Origin of the sequence: Halobacterium salinarum DSM 3754, assembly GCF_008124605.1 — an archaeon.
Classification (GTDB): domain Archaea; phylum Halobacteriota; class Halobacteria; order Halobacteriales; family Halobacteriaceae; genus Halobacterium; species Halobacterium salinarum.
Genome location: NZ_VRYN01000002.1, coordinates 198,878 through 220,710, shown reverse-complemented (window position 1 = coordinate 220,710; position 21,833 = coordinate 198,878). Strand labels below are relative to the sequence as shown.

Here is a 21,833-nt window from a genome sequence, read left to right as displayed (position 1 = left end):
GTGATTGGACATGAACACTGCTGATCAGTACTTGAAGACGATCTTTCTCGTAGAGCAGTTAACCGACGGCCCCGCCGCGACCGGGGAGCTCGCCGACCGCCTCGGCGTCAGTCCGGCGAGCGTCAACGAGATGGTGGGGAAACTCGAAGACCGTGGTCTCGTGACACACGAGAAGTACAAGGGGGCGTCCGTGACCGAGGACGGCGCGGCGCGCGCCCGAGACGCCCTCCAGACGTACTGTATCCTCGAACGGTTCCTGGCGAACGTGCTCGGGGTGGAGTCGTTCCGCGACGAGGCCCGACAGCTGGAGCCGGTGATCGATGAGACGGTGGCCGAGCGCCTCGACATGATCATCGACCGCAAGTCCCAGTGTCCGGACTGCTTCGACGCCGGCGCTGACGCGTGTGGGTTCCTCGCCGAGCCGTCCGTCGAGGCCGACGACTGAGCGCCCCGCGGGGGTGCGGTTCGAAAAGCAATCTCTTTGTGTCTTGCATCGCTATCCGCGAGTGCAGTCCCGTGGTGTAGTGGCCAATCATATGGGCCTTTGGAGCCCACGACGGCGGTTCGAATCCGCCCGGGACTACTCACCGATCCGCAGTCCAGTGCTGTCGGGGGGTGGCCTGGTTTCTCAGCGAGTGATCGCGACAGCAAAAACAGTATGGGGGGTGTCGGCCGCCGGGACGGCTGTCAGGTTCGTGTTGCGCGGGCTTTCCGAACGTCGGCCCCGTCCCGAACCATGTCGGGGCATTCGGGGCAAACGCGCGGCCTGTCGACGCCTGGTGGTGTGAACACGCGTGCGTAGTCCGTGGTTACGAACGAGCCGCAGTTCTTGCATTCCGGCATCGTATTCGGAGCAATGATAGTACTCCATATATACTTTGTGTACATTTTTAGAGGATGAATAAAACGTATATTGGGAGCGACACCCCTACGTGTGGCTGTTCCGAACGGCCGGTATGAGCGAGCCACTCGAATCGCTTCCCGACCGGCCGCTGCGCCAACAGGAAGTAACGGCCCTGAACCACGCCGACGCGTTCTCGCTGGTGGTCCCCGTCGACCGCCAGCGTGCCGTCGAGGCCGACACCCGCGACCCGGTCGTGGTCACCGAGCACGTGATCCTCGGGACCGACGACTGGGTGACCGCTCTCACCTACGACTCGGGGTGGGTGACCGTCGAAACCGTCCCGATCGAGGACCCCGACAGCGAGCGCTTCGAGGCGATGCAGGAGTGTGAGGCTGCACTCACTGCACACCAGCAGTAGCTTCATGGGGTGTGGCGGTGACCTGGCACACGAAGCCGTTCGGCTTCGGTTCGTTATGAACATCGACCAATTCAACGCCGCGGACACCGCAAGCGACGACGCCCCGTTCGCGATCGAGAACAGTTACACCCTGGCAATCGATGTCGACGGCGACGTGATGGCGAAAGCCGGGGCGATGGTCGCGTACACGGGCGAGTTCTCGTTCACCGGGAAGCGGTCGGCGGAGGGCGGGCTCACGGGCATCATCAAGGAGGCCGCAACCGGTGAGGGCACCCCGATCATGCGTGCGGAGGGCACAGGCACCCTCTACCTCGCGGACGCACAGAAGAAAGTCCAGATCCTCGAGTTGGCCGCCGACGACCGGATCACGGTCAACGGCGAGGACGTACTCGCGTTCGAGTCCGAGCTGTCCTACGAGGTCACGACGATGGACAGCCTCGCCGGGTCGTTCGCCGGGGGGTTCACGAACGTCGCGATCAGCGGCCCCGGCTGTGTTGCGCTCACCACCCACGGCGATCCGCTGGTGGTAGCGCCGCCGGTGACGACCGACCCGAGTGCGACGGTCGCCTGGAGCGCCACCACGCCGAGCGTCGACGTGAACGCCAGCCTCTCGGACATGGTCGGCCAGGAGTCCGGGGAGCGCTTCCAAATGGAGTTCGACGACGCGGGCACTGACTCCGGCTTCGTGGTGGTGCAGCCCTACGAGGAGCACGTCTGACCCACGGCCACCGTGTGGGCGACAGTTCCGTCGCGCGCCACGGGTCGGGCTGCTTCTCGTGGCGTGGTGGCTGGCGGGTCGGCCGCCGAGTCGACGTCGCCCGCCGGGAGGGCTGCAAAAGGCCTAAGACTGGAACAAACCTGTATCCGAACAATGACACGGATGCACTGCTTGGTAACGGAGGTGAGACGGTGGGCGTCGAAATAAGGGAGTCGCCGGTCACGGACGCGCAGTTCGACAACATGGCCGCGTTCGTCCGGGATTACCTGGAGGCCAGCGTCGAAAACGAGACCGACGGCGGGCGGATGCGGTGGTACCCGTGGCACTCCGCGGAGTACCGGTTCACCCACATCATGAACGTCGTCGACATCGCCGAGCGCATCGCCGAGGCGACGAGCGCGAACGTCGATGTGGTTCGGGTCGCGGCGCTGTTCCACGACATCGCGAAGCTGGAGGCCGAACAGGACGCCCACGCCGAGGAGGGCGCGCGCATCGCGCGCAAATACCTCGAAACGCACGGCCAGTTCCCGCCGTCGTTCGTCGATCAGGTCGCGGAGGCGGTGTCACGGCACTCCTATCAGGGTGACCTCATGGACCTGCCACTGGAGGCGCGGTGTCTCGTGGAAGCCGACCTGCTGGACAAAGCCGGCGCGAACGGCGCCGCGCTGATGTTGCTCCGGATGGGGTACGAGGCGCGCACCCACGTCGACGCCGCGGAGATGATCCAGCGCGTGCTGGACCGCGGCGAGGACGCCGCCGAGCGCGTGGAGTCCGACGCCGCGTCGTCGATCGCACACAGGCGCTTGAAGCGCGTGCGGTGGCTCCACGACTGGCTGACTTCGGAGGTGCCGGCGATGAACGACACCGGATACTAACCGTCCCGGGACGCTGCCAGCGATCAGAGCAGCTGGCTGGCGAGCGCCACCAGTTCCTCCCAGACGGAGACGCCGACACTCACTTCTAGGAGCGTGTCCCCTGCGAAGAAGAAAAACAGCACTGCGGACACGAGGTGCGCCTTGCGCGCGTCGAACTTCCCGGAGAAGCGGTCGAAGAAGTACGCGTTCACCATGCTGACGGGAATGATCGCCAGCATTTCCCCCAGCCAGATCGCGGGCGTCGCGCCGTAGTCGCTTGCCAGTCCGATGGTGACCAGCTGTGTTTTGTCGCCGAACTCGCCGGCGAACATCATCGAGAAGATGGGGATGAAGCCGCCGAGCGCCGTGGTGAGGCGGTACCCGAACAGGGTCACGTCGTCGATGCTGGCCGCGACGCCCCCGCCGTCGCTTGACATGGGTTCGTCAGACCCGGTTCGTGCGGGCATCGACCGCAACAGCAGAATGCCGAACACGGCGAACAGGGCGGCGGTTGTCACGTCCAAGACGACACCGGGAATGAGGCGTTGGAGCCCCTCCCCGACGAGGATCTCGATCACGGTCCAGATGCCGAACGCGGAGCCGGCCGCTGCGACGACGATCCGCGGGTCGTATTCGGTGCTGAGGCTGGCGATGATGAACTGGACCTTTTCGCCCGGGAGCGCTGCGAGTTGCGTGACGAACGCGAGCGTCAGGACTTCCGTGAACGCGCTCACGCGTCGGTCACCTCGTCGGCCGCGGGTCTGACTTCGAGCGTTTCCGCGACGCGCTCGGGGAGGTGGACGGCTTCGCCGTCGATCTCGACGACGAACAGGCCGATGGGCGCGTGCTCGGTGACCGTGAGTTCAGTGCCGGGCTGCACGCCGGCGTCGGCGAGATATCGGAGCTCGTCGGTGTTGCGGTCGCTTGCGCGCGCCACCACGAGGGCGTCGCCTTCGGCGTGGTCGGCAAGCACCTCGGTGTCGGGGTGCTCGGGCGGTTCGAGGTCGGCGTTCGGGATGGGGTCGCCGTGGGGATCGACCGTCGGGTCGCCGAGTTTCTCCGCGAGTCGGTCCTCGAACTCCTCGCTGATGTGGTGTTCGAGGGCGTCGGCCTCGTCGTGGACTTCGTCCCAGTCGTAGTCCAGATGGGTCGCCAAAAACGATTCGAGCAGGCGGTGGTGGCGGATCACTTCCACGGCGACGGTTTCGCCGTCGGGCGTGAGCTCGACGCCCGCGTACTTCTCGCGCTCGATCAGGCCGCGGGATTCGAGCTTCTCGGCCATGCTGGTGACCGTGGGCGGCGTGACGTCCAGGTACTCCGCGATGGTGGACGTCGCGATCGGCGGTTCGTGTTCGCGTTCGAGGTTGTAGATCGATTTGAGGTAGTCTTCCATTACGTCAGAGAGCATGCCAACACCGTCGTTTAGATGCATCTAAATATATATTTGGCGATGCGGGTACCTTCGTTTTCCCGGCTGTCGTGAGCGGTGGCACTGCGACGAACCATTCACGCAGGCAAAAACGCACCACCACACGGCACCGGAAGACCCGGCAGCGCTACGCGGCCGGTTCCTCGGCGGTGCTCGCACGACGGTTCCGCACGAGCAGCGCCGCGAACACCACGAGCCCGATCGCCCGCAGTCCGAGATCCACCACGACACCCGTCTGTCCGCCCGCAACGCCCAGCAGGCCGAGCACGTCGTTGGCCGTGGTGACGATGAGCGTGGGTGCCATCAGAAACAGCGCGCTGCCCGCGTACGCCACGCGCTCGGCGCGCGCAACGTCGGTGTACACGTGCCCGATGACGGTCGCAGCCAGCGCCACGACACCCAGAACGACACCCGCAATGGGGAGCACCACCTCCGGAACCGAATACCCCACGTCGAGGAGGTCAGCCACGCCGACGACGCTGTACTGGTCGCCCGGCGGCAGCGACCCGGCGTTGCGCCGCAACAGCATGACCCCTGGCGTCACCACGAACGCGAACGGCACGATGGCCTTGTTCAGCGACAGCGAGAACGCCTCGACGCCGGTGTCGAACGGGTCCGATTTCGCCACCCCGGCGGCAGCGTACGCCGCCACCGCGACCGGCGGCGTGATGTCCGCGATGACGCCGAAATACAGGATGTACAGGTGCGCGGCGAGCTCCGGCACCCCGAACGGCAGCAACACCGGCACGAGCAACACGGAGAGGATGATGTACGTGACCGTCGTCGGCATCCCCATCCCGAGGATGATCGAGGAGATCGCCGTGATCGCGAGCACGACCACCAGCGAGCCCCCCGCGACGGCCTGAATCAGCGACACCAGGTTCGGCCCGAGCCCGGAGATGCTGATGACGCCCGGGATGACGCCGGCCGCGGCGACGGCGATCACGACCGGGACCGCGGTCCGGGCGCCGTCCTCCATCGACTTCAGGGTGAACACCCCGTACCGGAACAGCCCGTTGCCGGCAAGCGACGGGCGCCCCACCGCGGCGCTGACCGCGCCCGCGGTGTCGTCGACGGCGTCGTCGAAGCCCAGCAGGCTGGCGTCCGCCCGCGGCCGCAGCGCCATCGTTATCACGCCCGCCGCGATCGCCAGCCAGCCGAGTTCACCCAGCGTCGCGGCAACCGCTCCGCCCAGCGGCTGCGCGCCGGCACCACCACCGGTCAGCACCGCCACCAGTGAGCCGCCCCCCAGCCACTCCGCCAGCAGCGTGCCACCGGTCACCACCGTCAGCACGCCGCCCAGCAGGCCGCGGGTTTCGTCGCCGTACGCCGCCACCAGCGCCATCAGTGCGCCGATCGCGACGATCGTGAACCACGCCGAGCGCGCCACCGACAGCCGCTCGACGATCAGGTAGTACAACAACAACCCGATCGGGACGAGGTAGAACCAGCCGGTGCGGAGGTGCGACCGAAGCGACACCAGGTCATCGGTGCCGAGCCCGCCGATGTCCTCTTTGCCGGCCTCGAAATGCACCATCACCCACACGCCGAAGAAGAACACGAGTGCGGGGATGGTCGCGGCGACGATCACGTCCGCGAACGGCGTGCCGGTGTACTGCACGATGAGGAACGCCGCCGCCCCCATGACTGGGGGGAGGATCTGGCCGCCCGAGGACGCCGACGCCTCGACCGCGCCCGCGAACTCCGGGCGGTATCCCGAGCGCTTCATCAGCGGGATGGTGAACGCGCCCGTCGTCACCGTGTTCGCGATCGACGACCCCGAGATGGTGCCCATGAACCCGGACGCCAGGATGGAGGCCTTCGCGGGGCCGCCTTTCCGGGTTCCGGTCGCGCCGTAGGCCAGGTCGATGAACCACTGACCGGCGCCCGACATCTCCAGGAACGCACCGAACAGGATGAACACGTAGATGAACTGCACGGACACCGTGACCGGAATCCCGAACACGCCGTTCTCGGTGTTATACCAGAGGTTTTGGATGATCTCCGGCCACGCGAACGGCGGGATCGAGATGATCTGCAGGTACGCCACGTCCTGTGGAATGAGGTAGCCGAAACGGGCGTACGCGATGAACGCGGCGACGATGCACATCAGCCAGAGGCTGATCGCTCGTCGCGTGGCTTCGAGCACGAGCACCACGCCGACCGCGCCGAGCACGAGCGCGTAGGAGGTGTGGCCGAGCGGCCCCAGCAACGCCCCGGCAGGGTTCAGGACGGGGCTGAGCGCGTCGAACACCGGCCGGATCACGTCGAGGTAGCCGAGCCACACCGTCGGGAGCGGACGCCCAGCGGTCAGGCCCAGATACCGGAGCTCGCGGATCTCGGCGAAGTCCGTGATGAAGTACACCGCCGCCAGCGCCGACACCGCCGCGAACGCGATGTCGACCGGGGCCACGGCGTCGAGGTCGTCGTCGACGACCGCCCACGCCAGGCCCGCGCCGACAGCGTTGATCACGCGGGTCACCGGGTGCGACGAGCCCAGCCTGGCGGTGGCCGCCTCCGACAGCCGCTTGCACCGCCGCGCCACGGGCCCGTCACCGGTGCTCGCCGGATACAGCAGGAACGTCAACACGAGCGCGAACGCCACGTGCACGGCGTTGATCTGGAGCAATTGGAGTTTCGCCAGCGTGACCGACCCCACGATCGGGAGCGACACCGAGAGCACCGAACCCCGGGCCGCCAGCCACAACTGGAACACGGAGAACGCGATCCCGATCGCGGCGACCGCCAGCACGATCCGCCCGCTGAGGTCGCGTTTCCGCTCGATCTCTTGCAGTACTGAGTCCGCGTCCGGCGCGTCCGTCGTCGAGTGGTCGTTACTCATAGATGCTCTCGATCATCGTCGCAAGGAGTGTTCGATGGACAACATGAAGATCAACTGATTGTGCGTCGGTCACCGAGACGAGGTCGTAGCTTCGGTCGTCGACGTGCAGCGTGTGCCCGGCGATGCGTCCCGGTGACACCGTCAACACGGTGGCGGTGCGGTCCGGCGAGTAGACGAACGTCCCGTTCTCGATGGTGACGTTCGCGGCGCTGGGGAACCCCCAGCCGTACGACTCGAACTCCGCGCGCGTCATCTCCAGGGTCTCGCCGCGAACGGCGTAGGCCTCGTAGACGCGGGAGCGCTCGACGCTGTGTGTGTACTCCAGCGCCACCGTCGAGCCCTCGGAGACGGGCACCGTGAGATACCGCTGGTCGGTGTCGGTGTCGTCGGCGACCAGGACAGTTCCGGCCGGCACGACGGCAGCGATCACTGTCAGCACGGCCAGGACGCTGGCCGCCACGACGACGATACGAGTGCGGTTCATGAACTGATCTCTCTACGCATGTGGCTTGTGAAACACCCGCGTGTGGGGTGTGGAGGCGGCGTTACGACTCGAAGTAGGCGGCCGCGCCAGGGTGGAGGTCGATGGACATCCCGTCCTGGGCCGACGCCGTGTCGATGAAGTCGGGTTTGATGGTCAGGTCGCCGGTGTGCTCGAAGATCGCGCTCGTGACCGCCGTGACGGTCGCCTCGTCGACGCCGTCGTGGGTCGCGATCATCGCCTGCACGGAGACGGTTTCGATGGACCGGTCGATGCCGCTGTACGTCCCGCTCGGGATGGTGTCGTCGGCGAACCAGGACGCCGCCTCCTTGGCGGCGTCGCGGGCCTCTCCCTCGATGGGCACGATCTCGATGTCGTTGGTGTTGGCCAACTCCTCGATGGCACCCACGGGCCAGCCGCCGACCACGAAGGCGGCGTCGATGTCGCCGTTCCGGAGCTGTTCGGCGGCCTGTGCGAACGACGCGGTCTGCTCCTCGTAGTCGGTCACGCCGGCGGCCTCCAGGATCTGGAGGGCGTTGACCTGCGTGCCGGACCCGAGGTCACCGGTGTTGATGGTCGCGCCGTCGAGGTCGGCCACGGTCTCGATGCCGGTGTCCGCACGCGTGATCAGCGTGATCGTCTCCGGGTACAGCGTGGCGACGCCGGCGAGGTTGTCGACCGCCCTGTCCTGGAAGGCATCGATCCCGGTGCCGTTCTTCGCGAAGTACGCGATGTCGTTTTGGATGAGCGCGAAGTCGGCGTTCCCCTTCGCGAGGCTGCCGACGTTCTCCACGCTTGCGCCCGTGGTCTGGACGTTCAGCGAGTAGTCCGTGTTGTCCTCGACGATGGTCTTGAACTCGTTCGACAGCGGGTAGTACGTGCCACTCTGGCCGCCCGCGTGCCACGACAGCCGCGTGCCGTCCCCGGCCCCGTCGTCACCGCCGGCGCACCCAGCCAGCGCAGCGATGCTGGTTGCCCCAGTCGCCTGCAGGAACCGCCGACGCGTGTGCTCAGTTGGCATACAGTTGCCGGTGGGTTCTCCATCGTATTAATATTTCGAACGTCGTATTCGGCGCTGTCGCACCCATTGTTCCAGAACCAACGCCCGCAAAATTCACCACGAATTAAACCGATCCGTCGAAATAACGCGTGTTCTCAACGCGGTCGCTCAGATGCCTTTGCTCATCAGATGCGACCGCAACACGTCCGCCGCCTTGTTCGCCGTCCCCGTGCTCACCACCACCACGGTGTCGTCTTCCCCGAACGCGTCCCGGTCAGCCAGCTCCCACGCGCCCGCCGCCGCCGCCGCGCACGTCGCCCCCATCTCCGGGCCCGCACGGCTGGCGACCGCGGTGCCCGCCTCCAGGATCTCCTCGTCGCTCGCGGCCACCGCGCCGCCGTTGCTCTCGCGCAGTGCCTCCAACACCAGCCGGCTGCCCGCGGGGTCCGGGATCTCGATGCCGCCACAGATGGTGTCCGGCGTGTCCCACGGCTCGTGGGCGTCGCGGCCCTCCTGGAACGCCCGCACGATCGGCGCACACCCCTCGGCCTGTGCGGCGTACATCGCCGGCACGTCCGCGGTGATGCCGAGCTCGCGGAGCTCCGTGGCGGCCTTCCACATCCCCACGAGCCCGCCGCCGTCGCCGGTCGGATAGACCACGTGGTCGGGCGTCTCCCAGTCGAGTTGCTCGACGGTCTCGTACAGCAGCGTCTTTTTGCCCTCGTGGCGGTACGGCGTCGCGAACGCCTGCAGCGAGTACCACGCCTCGCCGTGTTCGTCCATGGCGTCCTCAAAGGCGGCGTTGGCGTCGCCGATGCGCCCCTGCACGACGTTCATGTCGCCGCCGTGGACGTTCACCATCGCCTTGGTTGTGAACCCCGAGCGGGACGGCAGGAACACGTGTGCATCGAGGCCCGCACGACCGGCGTACGCTCCCGCTGACTGTCCGGCGTTCCCCGTCGACGCCAACGCCACCTCGCTGGCACCGTGCTGGGCCGCCGCCGTCATCGCCACCGTCTGCCCGCGGTCCCTGAACGTGCCGGTCGGGTTGCGCCCCTCGTCTTTGATGTAGAGTTCGCCCACGCCGAGTTCGTCGGCCAGCCCCGGACACGGAACCAGCGCCGTCGCCCCCTCGTCCATCGACACCGCCGACCCACGCGTGAACGGCAGCAACTCCGCGTACCGCCACAGCGAGTCGAACCGCCGCGCGCCGAACGTCTCGGCGTCCACGTCCAGGTTCTCCAGGTCGTAGGCGGGGTCGAGGATGCCCCCACACTCCGGACACCGGTGGGTCGCCGCCGCGGCCGCGAACGATTCCCCACAGTCCACGCACTCCAGCCCCTCGAAGGCTCGCGTCGTCTCCATGCTGCGGTGTTTCGAACGCCCCGACAAAGGCCCTGTCCCTTCCAGCGTGGCCGGCGTCCTCGGGGCGGCACATACGCCCCGAAAGCACCCACGTTGATGACGCCGCCACCCCAACACACGGCCATGACCGACGAAGAGGCAGTGGTTGTGGGCGGCGGGCTGGCGGGGCTGGTGGCGGCGCGACACCTCGCGGCGGACGGTCTCGACGTGACCCTGTTCGAGCGCAACCCCACGGTCGGCGGCCGCGTCCGCTCCACGCACGCCGACGGCTTCACCTTCGACCGCGGCTTCCAGGTGCTGTTCACGTCGTACCCCGCGGCGAAACGCGAACTCGACTTCGACGCCCTCGACCTGCGGTCGTTTTCACCTGGGGCGGTCATCTGCCGCGGCGACCGGCGCGCAGTGCTCGGGGACCCCCTGCGCGATCCGGGCGCACTCGTTCCGTCGGTGCTGAACCGGGAGGTATCGACGATGGACAAACTCCGCACGCTGCTGTTGAAGCGGGAGCTGACCCGCAAACCCTTCGCGGACATCTGGAGCGACGCCGACGCCACCATCGAGCAGTATCTCGCCGCCCGCGGGTTCTCCGACCGGTACGTCGACCGGTTCGTGCGGCCGTTCTACGGGGGCATCACGCTGGATCGGTCGCTGTCCACGTCCAAACGCGTCTTCGAGTACACGTTCAAACTGCTCGCCGACGGCCGGACCGTGCTCCCGGCCGCCGGGATGGGCGCGATCTCCGCCCAGCTGGCCGCCCGTGCCCGCGATGCGGGTGTCACCATCGAACCCGAAACGCCGGTCGAAGCCGTCCACAGCGATCCCGCTGCCGTCGACGTGCCCGGCGAACGGATCGACGCGGACGCCGTCGTCGTCGCCACGGACCCCGACGCCGCACGCGAGCTCACGGGCGTCGACGCGATCCCCACCGACTGGAAGGGCTGTACCACCCAACACGTCGCGCTCCCGGCCGCCCACCCGCTCGGTGACAGCGACCGCATCCACCTCAACGCCGCCGATGACGTGCCCAACACCGTCGCACCGATGTCCGGCGTCGCGCCCGAATACGCCCCCGACGACCGCGAACTCGTCGCAGTGACCACGCTGGGCACGCCGGACCGCTCGTCGACGGCCCTCGCCACCGCCGCCCGGGACGCCATCGCCGACTGGTATCCGGAGGCGTCGCTCGGTGCGTTCGAAGTCCTGCACACACACCGGGTGCCGTTCTCCCAGTTCGCACAACCCCCCGGCGTCCACGACACGCTCCCGGACACCACCGCCCCCGCGGGCGCGGTGTACGTCGCCGGCTCGTACACGCACAACGCCTCGATAAACGGCGCCATGGAGAGCGGGCGGGCGGCCGCACGCGCCGCCAGCGATCACGTCTCGTAGCCGCGCGCGCCCACCAACAGCCCGTCGAGATCCCCGAGCGCGGGAAACCCCAGCGTCTCCCCGTTGCTGACGACGATCGGCCGGTAGCCCGCCGGCGGCGCCAACAGCGGCGACACGGCGGTGCCGTCGCCGAGCGTTCCGACCGGCGTCCCCGCCGCGAGCCGCGTGAACGCCGGCACCACGAGCACGTCGGCGCTGTCGTACTGCCCGGGGCCATAGAGGAAACACGGCCGCCGCTGCCCCCCACTGATCGTGACGGCCGGATGCTGGTGGCCGACCACGTACCGGTCCCCATCCGCCGCCGGCTCCTCGTGGCCGTGGCACACGACCGTGCCGTCGTCGAGCCGCACGCTGTCGGTTGCGGACACGCCAACCGCGGCAAGCATTCCGTCCCGGTTGCCCCGAACCACACGCAGGCCCGCGGCGCTGTCCTCGATCGCGCCGACGACTGCACCAACCGTCTCCGCGACCCCCGCCGGCAGCGACCCAGTGGCGTGCAATAGATCACCCGCTACCACCACGCGAGCCGGCTCGAACCGGTCGAGGTGGCCCCGCAACCGGGCCAGGATGTCCCGCCGCTCGTCCGACGCGCTGCCCCGCCCCACGTGCAGATCTGCCAGCACGAGCGCGTCGGCCGCCGGGAGATACGCCACCCGCTGCCCGAACACCACCCACGCCGGCGTCTGGGACACACCCGATGCGTCGCAACCCGGCGAGTTATGCACAGCGATCCGCGGCGGCGGCCACCAGCCGGCTACCGCGCCTGCTGTGCCACCGCGTACGCCTCCCGGACGCGCTCGAAGGCCTCCCTGTCACCGCCGTGGTCCGGATGCGCGTCCTTGACGCGGTCCTGGTACGCGGCCCGCAGTTCGGTGTCGCTGGCCCCGCGTGAAACGCCCAGCGTCTCGAAGGCGTCCTCGATCGCCGCCGCCCCGTCGCTGTCACTCTCGGCAGCGCTGGCCGCCTCGAACACGTCGCTCACGTCCGGCGTCTCGAACGGGAGCCGGCCGCCGATCGCCCACCCGGGGAGCTCGTGCTCGGCCAACACCGCCGCCGTGTCCGCGCTCCGAATGCTGAAATACGCGCCCGCGTCGAAGGTCACCGCGACGTCGCGCTGTGGCAGGTAGAACGCCACGCTGCGACCAGCCACCACGTGGTCTTCGGCGAACGGCTCCCCGATCGCGTGCAAGTACTCCCGGATCTCCCTGCGGCGCTTCCACTCCCCGGACTCCCCTGTCGGCCCGTGGCTGTCCCCCGCGGGGAACAGCCGCTGTCCGGCGACGAACAGCGCGGCCGCAACCACTGTCACGCCGCCCGTGATCGCAGCCCCCCACGCGAGCCATGCTCCTGGCACACGTCATCATGGGGGCTGCGTGGAAAAGAAACGTTCGCTCACCGCGACCGACCGGCCGCGGCTCAGCCGATATACCGCAGGTCCTCGTCGCCGGGACTGGGCGTCTCCTCCATGTCCTGGAGCCGCGACACGACCTCCTCCATCTCCTCGGCGCGGTCGTCCAGCGCCTCCTCGTCCATCTCGAAGTCGAGTCGCGCCCCCAGCACGGCCAACACGGCCTTGGCGGCCTTCGGGTCGACCAGGTAGCCCGACGTCTCCCCCATCAAGCAGGCCGCGTCGAACCCACGCTTCCCGCCGAGGCCGACCAGCAGCCCGCTCGATCCCACGATGCCGCCCGCGGGCTCCTCGCTGCGGAACTCCACGCCGGCGTCCGCGAGCCCGTCTTTCAGCGCCGCACTGGAGACCGCGCCGATCACGTCGTGGTCCTCGACGAGTTCGCCGGTCGGGACGCCGCCGAGCGAGAACACGTCCGTCGCGTCGAACTCCGCGGCCGCGTCCAGGAACGCCTCGGTCACGCGGTACTGGCCCACGGTGTCCTGGGCCTGGTGGTCGCCGGTCACCACGAGCAGATCCCGGCCGCCCGTCTCGACGGCGTGGATCTCCGCCGCCGCCAGCTCCGCGACGCTGTCGTCGCCGACGGTGACCTGTGGCGGGAAGTACTCGCTGTGCACGCGACACACGAGCTCGCTGTCCGCTTCCGCGATCACGTGCTCGGCGACCAGCTTGCCCACGTGCCCGACGCCCGGCAGCCCCTCGACGAGCGCCGGATCGTCCAGCGATGGCTCTGCAACCCACTCAATGCTGAGTTCGTCCATATCCCTACAGCCGGCGGCGCTCCTTAAGAGCGCGTCGGTACTTGCCGTGTGGGTCCGCCGGGTCGAACGGCGCTGGCGCGCTGTTGACGGCGTCACCGCCACACTCGGGACACGTCTCCGACAGCGTGTAGACGGGGCCGTCGTGGTGGCTGCGCCACGCCTCGCAGACGCGGATATCCGATTTCATTACGCGTCGTCGTCGAGCTGGCGCTCGCGGTGGAACGCGCCGCTCCCGTCGTGGGCCGTGACCGAGTCGACGGCGCGGTCGCCGGCCGCCTCGAGCGCGGACTCCGCGGTCTTGTAGTTCGGTGCCTGCACGCGCAGCCGGTACTCCGGCGCACCGACGTACGTCACGTCCAGGTCGACCTCGTCGGGCACCTCGCCGTTGCCCTCCGCGGCCTGTAACGCGTCCTTGATCGTGTCGACGCCGTCCCCGTCCGGCGACTGCAGCGAGACGTACCCCGTGACTGTGACGTACGGCACGGAGACGTTGTCGCGGGCGGTCTCGACGATGGCGTCGATCTCGTCGTCTTCGAGGGCGGTGTCAGCCAGCGCCTCGTGGCCGTGGATGGCCGCCTGCTCGAAGCCGTCGTAGAGGCTCCCGAAGTCCGCCAGCAGGCCGTTGGCGATGCGGCGGAACTGGTCGTCGGCCATGTCCTCGCCGAACGCCAGGGTCAGCCACTTGTCGGCCTTCTGTTCGTTTTTCCACTCCTGGATCGTGTCCGAGTGCTGGTGGTCGTTGACGTCTTTCAACGACAGGTCGATCTGCTGGGCGGACTCGTCGACGCCCAACACCTTCGCGACGACGGTCTGGTCCTCGTTGACGTGGTCGCGGACGTTCTTGATCCAGCCGCTGGCGACCTCACTGACGTGGACCAGCCCACGCTTGTCCTGGTACTGTTCGAGGTCGACGAAAACCCCGAAGTCCTCGATGTCGTCGACTTTCCCGACGACCAGTTCGCCCTCGTCGGGCCAGCCCTCGTATTTCATCTGGCCTCGACGGTTTCGATGACCTCACCGAGGAGGTCGGCCTCGCCGCCGGTCGGACGCGCGAGCGTCGTCCCGCAGACGGCACAGGCGACCTCCGTGGAGGCCTTCCCGAAGACGGTCTGTTCGTTCTCACAATCCGGACATTCGACGTTGTAAAATCCTCCTGACATTGGTCTACTCCTGGAGCACCAGTCGGCCGGCGCGCCATCCCTCACGCAGGTGGGCGTTGCCGCATTCGCTGCAGCGGTACTTGAGGTCCGTCCGGTTGGTCGGCTTGTTGCCGACCGGGACCTTCGAGAACCGACCGTGGTTCCCGATGGACGCGTTGGCGCGCTTCGTGCGGCGAGCGTCCCATTTCATGCCAGACGAGCGGCCGGAACGCACCTTCTCGGCCTCAAGCTGGTGGTGTTCGTCACAGTTCGGGCAGTAGCTGTTGAATCGGCGTGGCATCTCCATAGGCGGAATCAGCTCTGTTATCCCCCGATATGATTCGGCTGTTTAAAATCCGTTTGGTTCGGGGGCGGCAGCAGAACCGTCGTTCGAGTTGGACGCCCCGCGGCGGTTGCCGAGCAAACGTTTTGACAGTTCGATGTGACACGTCGGACATGTCACCGCCCCCCTCGTCCCGATCGCTGTCCGCCGTGTCCGAGCGTGCCGACGCGCGTCGCATTGGTCTCATCGCTGTCGTCATCGTGGTCTCGGCGTTCTCGCTCGGCGCTGCCCCACCGGCCGCGGCGGCACCACCGCCAGCGGACGTTTGTGGTGCGTGCGGTCCGAGCTTCGAGGAGGCCGCGGCGGCGGCCGGCGGCGACAACATCACCGTCGCGGCGTCCACGATGGACGTCCATGTCGCCGCGAACGCCACCACCCAGGTGTCCGTTGATCTGACCGTTGGCTCGGCGGACGCCCGCTGGGCCGCCGCCAACGCCGACACCGTCCTCGCGGCACTCGCGGCCGGCAGCGACCCCACTGCGACCGACGGGATCGCGCCAGTCCCGGCAGCCGCCACTCTCACGGCTGGCGGGGACACCGTCACCATCGAGTACGACGCGCCCGGCGTCGCCCACACCGCGGCGGGCGGCGTGGTCGTCGTCGACGCCGTCGCCGACGGCAGACCGACGGGCTGGGAAGTCGACGCCGACGCCGTCCGGCTGCACGCGCCCGCCGACCACGTCGTCACGCACGGTCCCGCCGACGCACCCGTGACAACGTGGACGCGCGGCGACCAGCTCGACGACGCAGTCATCGCGTACGCTACCAGCGACGGCCTCGTCGCCACCGCCGCCACGCAGGCCGCCCTCGTCGCCGAAACCGGCCCCGCATTCCTCCGGTACGCAGCCATCGTGCTCGCGCCGACGCTGGCCGTGCTCGCCGGGCTGCTGTGGTCGACGCGCGCGGTCGGCACGCGCGTGCCGACCGCTGGCTCAACCCAAGCCGGCACCGTCGTCGCCGCCGCTGGCGGGGCTGCGGCCGTCGCGCTCGTCGGGTCCGGCGTGGTCTCTACGTACTTCGAGCTCTCCATCGCCGCCGCGCTGTTCGCCGCGCTCACTGCCGCCGCCGTCGGGACACTCGCAGCCAGCGGGCGGCTCCGAACGGTTCGCGGCCTCACAGCAGCGGCGGTCGGTACCCCGATCGCGCTCGGCACGCTCGCCGCCGTCGGCGGTGCACTCACACACCCCGCGGTCGCGCTGCCGACCGTCCGCAGGGCTGTCGTCTCGGGGCTGCTCGTGGCGCAACTCGGCGTGTTCGTCGTCCTCGGCGCGGCCCACGACGTCGCCCCCGCGAGTCGCTGGCAGCGGCTCGCAGCCGTTCTGGCACCGCCAGCGGCGGTCGTCGCCGTGGTCGGTCCGACGCTCGTGCTCGTCGCGTGGCTGCCCCTGCTCGTCGTCTTCGCCCACCCCACGTACTGGTTCGGACGCACCGCCGCAGGGGGGCTTCGAAGCGTTTAATCCGCGTTACGCCGAAACCGAACGCATGGAGCGGCTCATCATCCACGGCGACGCCGACGTCCGCCGGGAGGGCATCGTCGAGGTCGACGGCGAGGAGAAGCACCTCTTCCAGGTCACCCGGAACGGCGACTGGCACGGCCCCGACGAGGTCCAGCTGTGGTGTATCGCCGGCGACGAAGACGAGCTTGAGGACTACGAGAAACGCAACTTCGTCCCCCACTGGCTGGACGTCACGGCCGTCGACGCCGAAGACGTCACCGTCACGAAGCGCGCCGGCGACCTCGCGGTCTGAGCCCCCGGTGCCGTCGCGGTCGCCGCTTGTGGCGTCGTTGTGACCGTGATGGGGCCGCTGCGGGGCGCGACGAGTTCGTCGTCCGTCACCCGATAGATGGTGACCGCTGGTGTCCGGTGCACCGGTTCGATTCCGGGGTCGGCGCTGAGATCAGGGATCTCGTAGCGCGCGCGCTCGACCGGCCCCACCCACACGTAGGTCACGTCGTACTTTTCGAGGATCGCCGCCCGTGACGCGGCGTCCGTCGTCTCGTAGACGACACCGATGTCGTCGACGCGTTGCTCCCACGCCGCCTGACTATGGTAGTTGGCGGCGTGAGCCCACCCCGCGACGGTCGGCACCCCGCTCAAACTCGCCGCCGGGTTCTGCCACGTGTACGGATCGACGCCTGGCGCCGCGACGATCCGTGTTCCCCTGCGTCGGTCTCCCAGCCACCTGGCGGCCGCTGCTTCCCCTGGATGAGCGTTGCCGGCGTACTCCAGGGCGTCCAGGGACGCGTCGTCGGCGTTCGCGGCGTGCGTGGTCACCGCCAGCCCGCCGTAGACCGACGCCGCCACCACCAGCCCCACCACGAACACTGCTCCCAGGCCCCCGGTGGATGCGCGCCGCTCGGAGACGCCAGCGAGCGCAACGCCGCCCGCCACCGACCACAGCGCCCACACCTGTGCGTACACCTTGAACACGGTGTTGAACCGCTCGTAGGACGCCGCGTCGGCCAAGTAGACGTACTCAACGAGCACCACCAGCCCCGCGCCCGCGGCCACCAGCACGCACTCGACCCCGGCGGCGTTTCGGCGGCGGAGCCACCACGCAGCGCCCAGCACCGGCCCCACGAGCACCACCGCGGTGATGCCCACGCCACCGACGACCGGTCCAACGGCCACCGCCACAGCCACCGCAGCGCCCGCAGCCGCCGCCGCGACCACCCAGCCGGCCACCGATGTCGCCACGCGCGACACGAAGTACGCGCCGAACGCCGCGAGGAACAGCCCGTGCACGAACACCAGCGCGCCCGCCTGCGACGGCACCGGCAGCACGGCCAGGTGCTGGTTGCTCGCGCCGGCCAACAACACGTTCTGCACGAACGGCCACGCGATCACCACGGCGAGCACCCCACCGACGGCCGCGACGCCCACCGCCAGCAGAACGCGCTGCACCGACTGTCCCACCGCCGACTCCCGACGCGTCCACCGCTGCACCCCCGTCGGCAGCAGCGTGGCGGGCGCGGGATCGGCCAGCGCGACGGCGAGCGCGGCCACCCCGAACACGGTCGGCAGGCTCCACGTGTTCACGGTCAGAATCGCCGCCCCGGCCACCGGGAACCCGCCCCACAGCAGCGCCCAACGCCGCCGCCGCTGTCGGGCCGGCGTCCGATAGTACGCCACCCCGACCGCCACGGCGACGAACAGCACGGGCACGCTCACCATGTGGGCGTGGAGGTCGCCGTTCAGGTACGCGAACAGCGGGAACTCGTTGAGCCCGGTTTCCATGAACCGGCTGGCGTGCCACATGTCGAACGCTTCGGGCGTGATCGCCGGCCGACGGTCGGCGTTGATCCCCGCGGCCACGACCGCCGCCCTGACAACGTCCACGCGCGCCGCGAGCAGCCGGATCACCGGCCCGAGGTTGCTCGCGAACCCGAACGCGAACGCCCCGAGCACGCCCGCTCGCACGCGCCTGGGCCGCGTGACGACGACCGCAGCGGCGGCCGCCGGGACCGCGACGACCAGCCAGTTCACACCCGTCGCCAGCACTACCACCGCCAGCGCGACTCCGGCCCCACCGATCGCTGTCGGCACACCCACCGGCCGGCTCTCGCCGCCGTTTCCCGCGGCGATCGTGCTCGCAAGCCCGTACGCCGCCGTACACCCCATCGCGTAAACGCCGGCGAGCGCGGGCTCGTACGCGAACCGCGGGGCCGTGTCCGTGAGGTGGGCGCCGATGCTCGCCATGAGCTGGCCGCCGTAGTAGTAGACGACGCGCTCGCCCGCGAACCACATGTCACGCGGGGGCAGCTGGCCGGCCCGGTCGAGCGCCTGCAACAGCCCGAAATCCAGGAACTGTTCGCCGCCGGCCGGCTGAACCCCGTCGGCCCACGCCCGGACAACGATGAGGAACACGAACGCGACCGTGAACACGCCGACCACTTCCAGCAGTGGCTTCCGCGGGATCTCGACGCCACCGCGCGCCAGCCACGCGGCTGCCGCGAGAACCGCCACGAACACCCCGCCGACGACCAGCTGTCCGTACGCGACCTGCCCCACCCAGAGGGTCGCCAGCGTCACCACCACCAGGGACAGCGGCATCGCAACCGACGCCCCACGGTCGGGCGCGTCCGGGAGCAGGCGCGACGCCACGGGTAGGCCTGCCACCAACAACACCCCGAAGAACACCCACCATCGAGCGACCACCCCGAACTCCATTAGCGGAGGCGTGGCGTTGATCGGGCAAACGTTTTCGGGTTCCGCCCGCGGCTCCGCCGGCCGGCGGACCGAATAGGCTACTTGGCGACGCGCACTCGCACGTCACAGCACGATGGGAGACAGCACCGACGACCACGAGGCGACCGCCCCCGGCGAGACTGTGTCAGAGGCTGAACGCGACGCGCTGGTGACGATCTCTCACGGCGCTGTCGTCACCTCCGGCGGCGTCTCCGCCCAGCGCGCGCTCGTCGCTGTAGTGGAGTTCGCGCTCGCCCGCGGTCTCGGCCCCGTCGCGTACGGCGTCTACGCGCTCGCGTGGCGGATCGCACAGCTGCTGTCCCGGCTGGTCACCTTCGGCAGCGTCCCCACCCTCCAACGGTACCTGCCCGCCGCCGACGCCCGCCGCCGCTCTCGGGTGACCGGCCTCGCGTACGTCACCACCGCCGGCGTTGGACTGCTCATCACGGCGGGCGTCTGGCTCGCGGCACCCCGCCTGAACGCCGCCACCGTCGACCACCCGTCGTTCCCGGCGGCGATGCGGCTGCTCGGCGTGGTCGTCGTGCTCGTCGGCCTCGTGATGGTGTACGCCGCCACCTTTCGCGCCGACGGCTCGGCCCGCGGTGAAGTCCTGTTCAATAAACTCCTCCGGCCCGCCGTCCGCCTCGTGGGCGCGCTCACGGCGCTCGCGCTCGGCTACTCCGTGGTGGGTGTCGCCGGCGCATACGCCGCCAGCATGCTCGTCCTCGTCGTTCTCGGGTTCCCACTCACGGCGCGCGTCACCGGCGTCACGCCGACGCTGCGCGGCCTCCGCCGGGACGCCCGCCGGTTCTACGACCACGCAGCCCCGGTCGCGATGAGCAGCTTCGGGAAGGTGTTCCAGAACCGCGCTGACATCCTCCTCGTGGGCGCGCTCCTCACGGCCGTCGCGGCCGGCGTCTACAACGTCGTGCTCGTGCTCGTCTCCATCGCGTGGATCCCCCTGCTGTCGTTCAACCAACTGCTCCCCCCGGTCGCCTCCCGGCTCCACGCCGCCGGCGACATCGACACCCTGAACGCCGTCTACTCGTCGGTGACCCGGCTCATCGTCACCACCGTCGTCCCCATCCTCGCCGTCGAGCTCGTGTTCGGCCGCGACCTGCTCGCGCTGTTCGGCCCGACGTACACCCGCGGATACGGGCCGCTCGCCGTCTACCTCGCGGGCGTGTTCGTCGGCAGCGCCGTGGGCGCGACCGGCTGGCTGCTCATGATGACCGACCACCAGTACGCCCGGATGGCGCTGGACTGGCTGCTCGCCGTGCTCAACGTCGCCCTCACGTACGTCTTCGTCGTCGAGTTCAAGCTCGTCGGCGCGGCGCTCGGCACCTCGCTGGCCATCGCCGTCCAGAACGCCCTTCAAGTCCTGCTCCTCCGGCGCTTCGAAGGCCTCTGGCCGTTCGATGCCACGTTCCTCCGACCGCTCGCCGCCGGTGCCGTGATGGCCGCCGCGATGCTCGGCGTCCGATCCCTGCTCGTGGACAGCTCGCTGGCAATCGCTGCCGGTGTTCTCGTCGGCCTGCCCTCGTATCTCGGCGCGCTCTCGGTCCTCGGCGTCGACCCCCGCGACCGACTCGTCGTCCGCGAACTCGCCACGCGCTACCGGAACACCATCGCCGACGCGGTTCGGCGCTGATTGGACCCCGTGGGGCAGTCGCTGCCGGCGATCGACGACACGATCCGCGCCGGCGCTCGCTGCGCTCGGCTGTAATGAGAACACGCACCGCTGCACAAGCAGGGGACAGGAACTCTCGGGAGGCCCCGCGACAGTGGCGAGGCTCAGGAGTCGAGTTCCAGAGGAGTAGCGGGAGGTAGATTTGAACTACCGATCTCCGGGTTATGAGCCCGGCGGAATCTCCTGGCTATCCCATCCCGCTATCAATCCATAACTCGGTTTTACGGATAAGGGTTCTGATTCGGTCGCCGTGTGGGAGATTTCCTACACGTCGAGCTCGTCGAGCAGCCTGTCGGCGGCGGCCGCCGACGACCCCGGACCGCGCGCGGTCACCAGGTCGCCGTCGACCGTGACGCTCGTCTCCGAATCGAGTTCGGCGTCCCAGTCTGCGCCCACAGCCACGACCTCGTCCTCGACCCAGTAGGGGAGCTTGCGGCCGTCGGGCAGGCGGTCGTGCTCGTCGACGATTCCCTCCTCCCACTCGTTGGGGAAGCCGGTGATCGACCGGCCCTCCGCCAGGAAGTCACCGTCGTCGGTGCGCGTCCACGCCAGGATGCCGATGGTGTGGCAGACAACCAGCGCCGTTCCGTCCTCGCCGGCGACCGCGTTCCGCAGCAGCCGGCGCGCGTCGACGTCCTGGTTCACGTCCCACTCTGCGCCGTGCCCACCGGGGAACACGACCGTGTCGTACTCCGCGGCCGTCTGGGCGGCCAGCGGCTCGGGGTCGTTCAGCCGCTCGTCGTTCTCGTGGACCTCCTGCACCCACTCGGCGGTGTCGGCGTCGACCTCGGCGGTGTCGACGGATCGCTCGTCGAGCACGGCCGGCCCGCCACTCGGCGTCGCCACCGTCACGTCGAACCCAGCGTCGTCGAGCGTCGTCAACGGCTCGATGCATTCTTCGCCCCAGTATCCCTCCTCGCTCACGACCAGCAGTGCGGATGCCATGTACCCCTTCGTACGGC

General features: G+C 69.0%; 24 protein-coding genes and 2 tRNA genes. 9 read left to right on the top strand and 17 right to left on the bottom strand.

Going from position 1 to position 21,833, the window contains the following annotated elements; translation table 11 throughout:
* The first annotated feature begins 10 nt into the window (after nucleotides 1-10).
* On the top strand, nucleotides 11-445 hold the full coding sequence (locus tag APQ99_RS06255) for a metal-dependent transcriptional regulator (protein ID WP_010902351.1): 435 nt from the start codon (nucleotides 11-13) through the stop codon (nucleotides 443-445).
* Between the two features lie 65 nt (nucleotides 446-510).
* Nucleotides 511-583: transfer RNA gene (locus tag APQ99_RS06250), tRNA-Gln, on the top strand.
* A gap of 104 nt (nucleotides 584-687) precedes the next feature.
* On the opposite strand, the gene APQ99_RS13080 is transcribed toward APQ99_RS06250, so the two are convergent.
* Complete coding sequence (locus APQ99_RS13080) at nucleotides 688-843, bottom strand: DUF7563 family protein (RefSeq protein ID WP_012289171.1); 156 nt, start codon at nucleotides 841-843, stop codon at nucleotides 688-690.
* A gap of 113 nt (nucleotides 844-956) precedes the next feature.
* Between APQ99_RS13080 and APQ99_RS12740 the strand changes: the two genes are divergently transcribed.
* The 3 genes from APQ99_RS12740 to APQ99_RS06235 all read left to right on the top strand — a co-directional run bounded on the left by APQ99_RS12740 (nucleotide 957) and on the right by APQ99_RS06235 (nucleotide 2,855).
* Nucleotides 957-1,262: a hypothetical protein gene (locus APQ99_RS12740; protein WP_049892487.1), complete on the top strand. Its 306-nt coding sequence runs from the start codon at nucleotides 957-959 to the stop codon at nucleotides 1,260-1,262.
* Between the two features lie 55 nt (nucleotides 1,263-1,317).
* A complete protein-coding gene (locus tag APQ99_RS06240) occupies nucleotides 1,318-1,980 on the top strand; it encodes an AIM24 family protein (RefSeq protein WP_012289172.1) in 663 nt (220 codons plus the stop codon).
* Nucleotides 1,981-2,171: 191 nt separating this feature from the next.
* The gene (locus APQ99_RS06235) at nucleotides 2,172-2,855 is read left to right on the top strand and encodes an HD domain-containing protein (protein ID WP_012289173.1); all 684 of its coding nucleotides are present in this window, start codon (nucleotides 2,172-2,174) and stop codon (nucleotides 2,853-2,855) included.
* A gap of 23 nt (nucleotides 2,856-2,878) precedes the next feature.
* Here APQ99_RS06235 and APQ99_RS06230 read toward each other — a convergent pair whose 3' ends face one another.
* The 6 genes from APQ99_RS06230 to APQ99_RS06205 form a co-directional block, all read right to left on the bottom strand.
* The gene (locus APQ99_RS06230; protein WP_012289174.1) at nucleotides 2,879-3,568 is read right to left on the bottom strand and encodes a TMEM165/GDT1 family protein; all 690 of its coding nucleotides are present in this window, start codon (nucleotides 3,566-3,568) and stop codon (nucleotides 2,879-2,881) included.
* Entirely contained in the window at nucleotides 3,565-4,242 is a 678-nt protein-coding gene (locus tag APQ99_RS06225; RefSeq protein ID WP_012289175.1) for a metal-dependent transcriptional regulator, read from the bottom strand. Before APQ99_RS06225 ends, APQ99_RS06230 begins: the two co-directional genes overlap by 4 nt.
* A gap of 148 nt (nucleotides 4,243-4,390) precedes the next feature.
* Entirely contained in the window at nucleotides 4,391-7,105 is a 2,715-nt protein-coding gene (locus APQ99_RS06220; RefSeq protein ID WP_010902357.1) for a TRAP transporter permease, read from the bottom strand.
* The gene (locus tag APQ99_RS06215) at nucleotides 7,098-7,589 is read right to left on the bottom strand and encodes a DUF1850 domain-containing protein (protein WP_010902358.1); all 492 of its coding nucleotides are present in this window, start codon (nucleotides 7,587-7,589) and stop codon (nucleotides 7,098-7,100) included. Before APQ99_RS06215 ends, APQ99_RS06220 begins: the two co-directional genes overlap by 8 nt.
* A gap of 61 nt (nucleotides 7,590-7,650) precedes the next feature.
* Complete coding sequence (locus APQ99_RS06210; RefSeq protein WP_010902359.1) at nucleotides 7,651-8,607, bottom strand: TAXI family TRAP transporter solute-binding subunit; 957 nt, start codon at nucleotides 8,605-8,607, stop codon at nucleotides 7,651-7,653.
* A gap of 147 nt (nucleotides 8,608-8,754) precedes the next feature.
* On the bottom strand, nucleotides 8,755-9,951 hold the full coding sequence (locus APQ99_RS06205; RefSeq protein WP_010902360.1) for a threonine synthase: 1,197 nt from the start codon (nucleotides 9,949-9,951) through the stop codon (nucleotides 8,755-8,757).
* A gap of 123 nt (nucleotides 9,952-10,074) precedes the next feature.
* On the opposite strand from APQ99_RS06205, the gene APQ99_RS06200 reads away from it, so the two are divergent.
* Nucleotides 10,075-11,340 carry an NAD(P)/FAD-dependent oxidoreductase gene (locus APQ99_RS06200; RefSeq protein ID WP_012289176.1) on the top strand — a complete coding sequence of 422 codons (1,266 nt, stop codon included), beginning with the start codon at nucleotides 10,075-10,077 and terminating at the stop codon, nucleotides 11,338-11,340.
* On the opposite strand, the gene APQ99_RS06195 is transcribed toward APQ99_RS06200, so the two are convergent.
* From APQ99_RS06195 to APQ99_RS06165, 7 genes are all read right to left on the bottom strand, one after another.
* Nucleotides 11,328-12,032 carry a metallophosphoesterase family protein gene (locus APQ99_RS06195; protein WP_049892488.1) on the bottom strand — a complete coding sequence of 235 codons (705 nt, stop codon included), beginning with the start codon at nucleotides 12,030-12,032 and terminating at the stop codon, nucleotides 11,328-11,330. The genes APQ99_RS06200 and APQ99_RS06195 overlap by 13 nt on opposite strands.
* A gap of 62 nt (nucleotides 12,033-12,094) precedes the next feature.
* Nucleotides 12,095-12,694: a J domain-containing protein gene (locus APQ99_RS06190; RefSeq protein ID WP_012289178.1), complete on the bottom strand. Its 600-nt coding sequence runs from the start codon at nucleotides 12,692-12,694 to the stop codon at nucleotides 12,095-12,097.
* 62 nt (nucleotides 12,695-12,756) lie between these two features.
* Entirely contained in the window at nucleotides 12,757-13,509 is a 753-nt protein-coding gene (locus APQ99_RS06185; protein ID WP_010902364.1) for a proteasome assembly chaperone family protein, read from the bottom strand.
* A 4-nt stretch (nucleotides 13,510-13,513) separates the two neighbouring features.
* Nucleotides 13,514-13,696 carry an RNA-protein complex protein Nop10 gene (locus tag APQ99_RS06180; RefSeq protein ID WP_010902365.1) on the bottom strand — a complete coding sequence of 61 codons (183 nt, stop codon included), beginning with the start codon at nucleotides 13,694-13,696 and terminating at the stop codon, nucleotides 13,514-13,516.
* Nucleotides 13,696-14,499, bottom strand: a complete 804-nt coding sequence (locus tag APQ99_RS06175) for a translation initiation factor IF-2 subunit alpha (protein WP_010902366.1) — start codon at nucleotides 14,497-14,499, stop codon at nucleotides 13,696-13,698. The genes APQ99_RS06180 and APQ99_RS06175 overlap by 1 nt, the downstream gene beginning before the upstream one ends.
* Complete coding sequence (locus tag APQ99_RS06170) at nucleotides 14,496-14,669, bottom strand: 30S ribosomal protein S27e (RefSeq protein ID WP_010902367.1); 174 nt, start codon at nucleotides 14,667-14,669, stop codon at nucleotides 14,496-14,498. The genes APQ99_RS06175 and APQ99_RS06170 overlap by 4 nt, the downstream gene beginning before the upstream one ends.
* Before the next feature lie 4 nt (nucleotides 14,670-14,673).
* Entirely contained in the window at nucleotides 14,674-14,955 is a 282-nt protein-coding gene (locus APQ99_RS06165) for a 50S ribosomal protein L44e (protein WP_012289179.1), read from the bottom strand.
* 149 nt (nucleotides 14,956-15,104) lie between these two features.
* On the opposite strand from APQ99_RS06165, the gene APQ99_RS06160 reads away from it, so the two are divergent.
* Nucleotides 15,105-16,448, top strand: coding sequence for a hypothetical protein (locus APQ99_RS06160; protein WP_012289180.1), 1,344 nt, complete (start codon nucleotides 15,105-15,107; stop codon nucleotides 16,446-16,448).
* A 25-nt stretch (nucleotides 16,449-16,473) separates the two neighbouring features.
* Entirely contained in the window at nucleotides 16,474-16,740 is a 267-nt protein-coding gene (locus APQ99_RS06155; RefSeq protein WP_012289181.1) for an HAH_0734 family protein, read from the top strand.
* On the opposite strand, the gene APQ99_RS06150 is transcribed toward APQ99_RS06155, so the two are convergent.
* Nucleotides 16,641-19,163, bottom strand: a complete 2,523-nt coding sequence (locus tag APQ99_RS06150) for a DUF2298 domain-containing protein (protein WP_010902370.1) — start codon at nucleotides 19,161-19,163, stop codon at nucleotides 16,641-16,643. The two genes, APQ99_RS06155 and APQ99_RS06150, sit on opposite strands and share 100 nt — an antisense overlap.
* Before the next feature lie 112 nt (nucleotides 19,164-19,275).
* Here APQ99_RS06150 and APQ99_RS06145 point away from each other — a divergent pair, with 112 nt between their 5' ends.
* Nucleotides 19,276-20,832 carry a lipopolysaccharide biosynthesis protein gene (locus APQ99_RS06145; RefSeq protein ID WP_010902371.1) on the top strand — a complete coding sequence of 519 codons (1,557 nt, stop codon included), beginning with the start codon at nucleotides 19,276-19,278 and terminating at the stop codon, nucleotides 20,830-20,832.
* A 166-nt stretch (nucleotides 20,833-20,998) separates the two neighbouring features.
* Here the strand turns inward: APQ99_RS06145 and APQ99_RS06140 are convergent.
* Nucleotides 20,999-21,073, bottom strand: a tRNA-Met gene (locus APQ99_RS06140).
* Between the two features lie 62 nt (nucleotides 21,074-21,135).
* Nucleotides 21,136-21,816, bottom strand: coding sequence for a DJ-1/PfpI family protein (locus APQ99_RS06135; protein ID WP_010902372.1), 681 nt, complete (start codon nucleotides 21,814-21,816; stop codon nucleotides 21,136-21,138).
* Between the last annotated feature and the right edge of the window lie 17 nt (nucleotides 21,817-21,833).

Excerpts from the sequence above, each read along its gene's own strand:
- APQ99_RS06200 (WP_012289176.1), top strand. The coding sequence starts at position 10,075 with ATGACCGACGAAGAGGCAGTGGTTGTGGGCGGCGGGCTGGCGGGGCTG.
- APQ99_RS06215 (WP_010902358.1), bottom strand. The coding sequence starts at position 7,589 with ATGAACCGCACTCGTATCGTCGTCGTGGCGGCCAGCGTCCTGGCCGTG.
- APQ99_RS12740 (WP_049892487.1), top strand. The coding sequence starts at position 957 with ATGAGCGAGCCACTCGAATCGCTTCCCGACCGGCCGCTGCGCCAACAG.
- APQ99_RS06185 (WP_010902364.1), bottom strand. The coding sequence starts at position 13,509 with ATGGACGAACTCAGCATTGAGTGGGTTGCAGAGCCATCGCTGGACGAT.
- APQ99_RS06135 (WP_010902372.1), bottom strand. The coding sequence starts at position 21,816 with ATGGCATCCGCACTGCTGGTCGTGAGCGAGGAGGGATACTGGGGCGAA.
- APQ99_RS06170 (WP_010902367.1), bottom strand. The coding sequence starts at position 14,669 with ATGTCAGGAGGATTTTACAACGTCGAATGTCCGGATTGTGAGAACGAA.
- APQ99_RS06205 (WP_010902360.1), bottom strand. The coding sequence starts at position 9,951 with ATGGAGACGACGCGAGCCTTCGAGGGGCTGGAGTGCGTGGACTGTGGG.
- APQ99_RS06210 (WP_010902359.1), bottom strand. The coding sequence starts at position 8,607 with ATGCCAACTGAGCACACGCGTCGGCGGTTCCTGCAGGCGACTGGGGCA.
- APQ99_RS06145 (WP_010902371.1), top strand. The coding sequence starts at position 19,276 with ATGGGAGACAGCACCGACGACCACGAGGCGACCGCCCCCGGCGAGACT.
- APQ99_RS06225 (WP_012289175.1), bottom strand. The coding sequence starts at position 4,242 with ATGCTCTCTGACGTAATGGAAGACTACCTCAAATCGATCTACAACCTC.
- APQ99_RS06150 (WP_010902370.1), bottom strand. The coding sequence starts at position 19,163 with ATGGAGTTCGGGGTGGTCGCTCGATGGTGGGTGTTCTTCGGGGTGTTG.
- APQ99_RS06180 (WP_010902365.1), bottom strand. The coding sequence starts at position 13,696 with ATGAAATCGGATATCCGCGTCTGCGAGGCGTGGCGCAGCCACCACGAC.
- APQ99_RS13080 (WP_012289171.1), bottom strand. The coding sequence starts at position 843 with ATGCCGGAATGCAAGAACTGCGGCTCGTTCGTAACCACGGACTACGCA.
- APQ99_RS06220 (WP_010902357.1), bottom strand. The coding sequence starts at position 7,105 with ATGAGTAACGACCACTCGACGACGGACGCGCCGGACGCGGACTCAGTA.
- APQ99_RS06165 (WP_012289179.1), bottom strand. The coding sequence starts at position 14,955 with ATGGAGATGCCACGCCGATTCAACAGCTACTGCCCGAACTGTGACGAA.
- APQ99_RS06255 (WP_010902351.1), top strand. The coding sequence starts at position 11 with ATGAACACTGCTGATCAGTACTTGAAGACGATCTTTCTCGTAGAGCAG.
- APQ99_RS06155 (WP_012289181.1), top strand. The coding sequence starts at position 16,474 with ATGGAGCGGCTCATCATCCACGGCGACGCCGACGTCCGCCGGGAGGGC.
- APQ99_RS06175 (WP_010902366.1), bottom strand. The coding sequence starts at position 14,499 with ATGAAATACGAGGGCTGGCCCGACGAGGGCGAACTGGTCGTCGGGAAA.
- APQ99_RS06240 (WP_012289172.1), top strand. The coding sequence starts at position 1,318 with ATGAACATCGACCAATTCAACGCCGCGGACACCGCAAGCGACGACGCC.
- APQ99_RS06160 (WP_012289180.1), top strand. The coding sequence starts at position 15,105 with ATGTCACCGCCCCCCTCGTCCCGATCGCTGTCCGCCGTGTCCGAGCGT.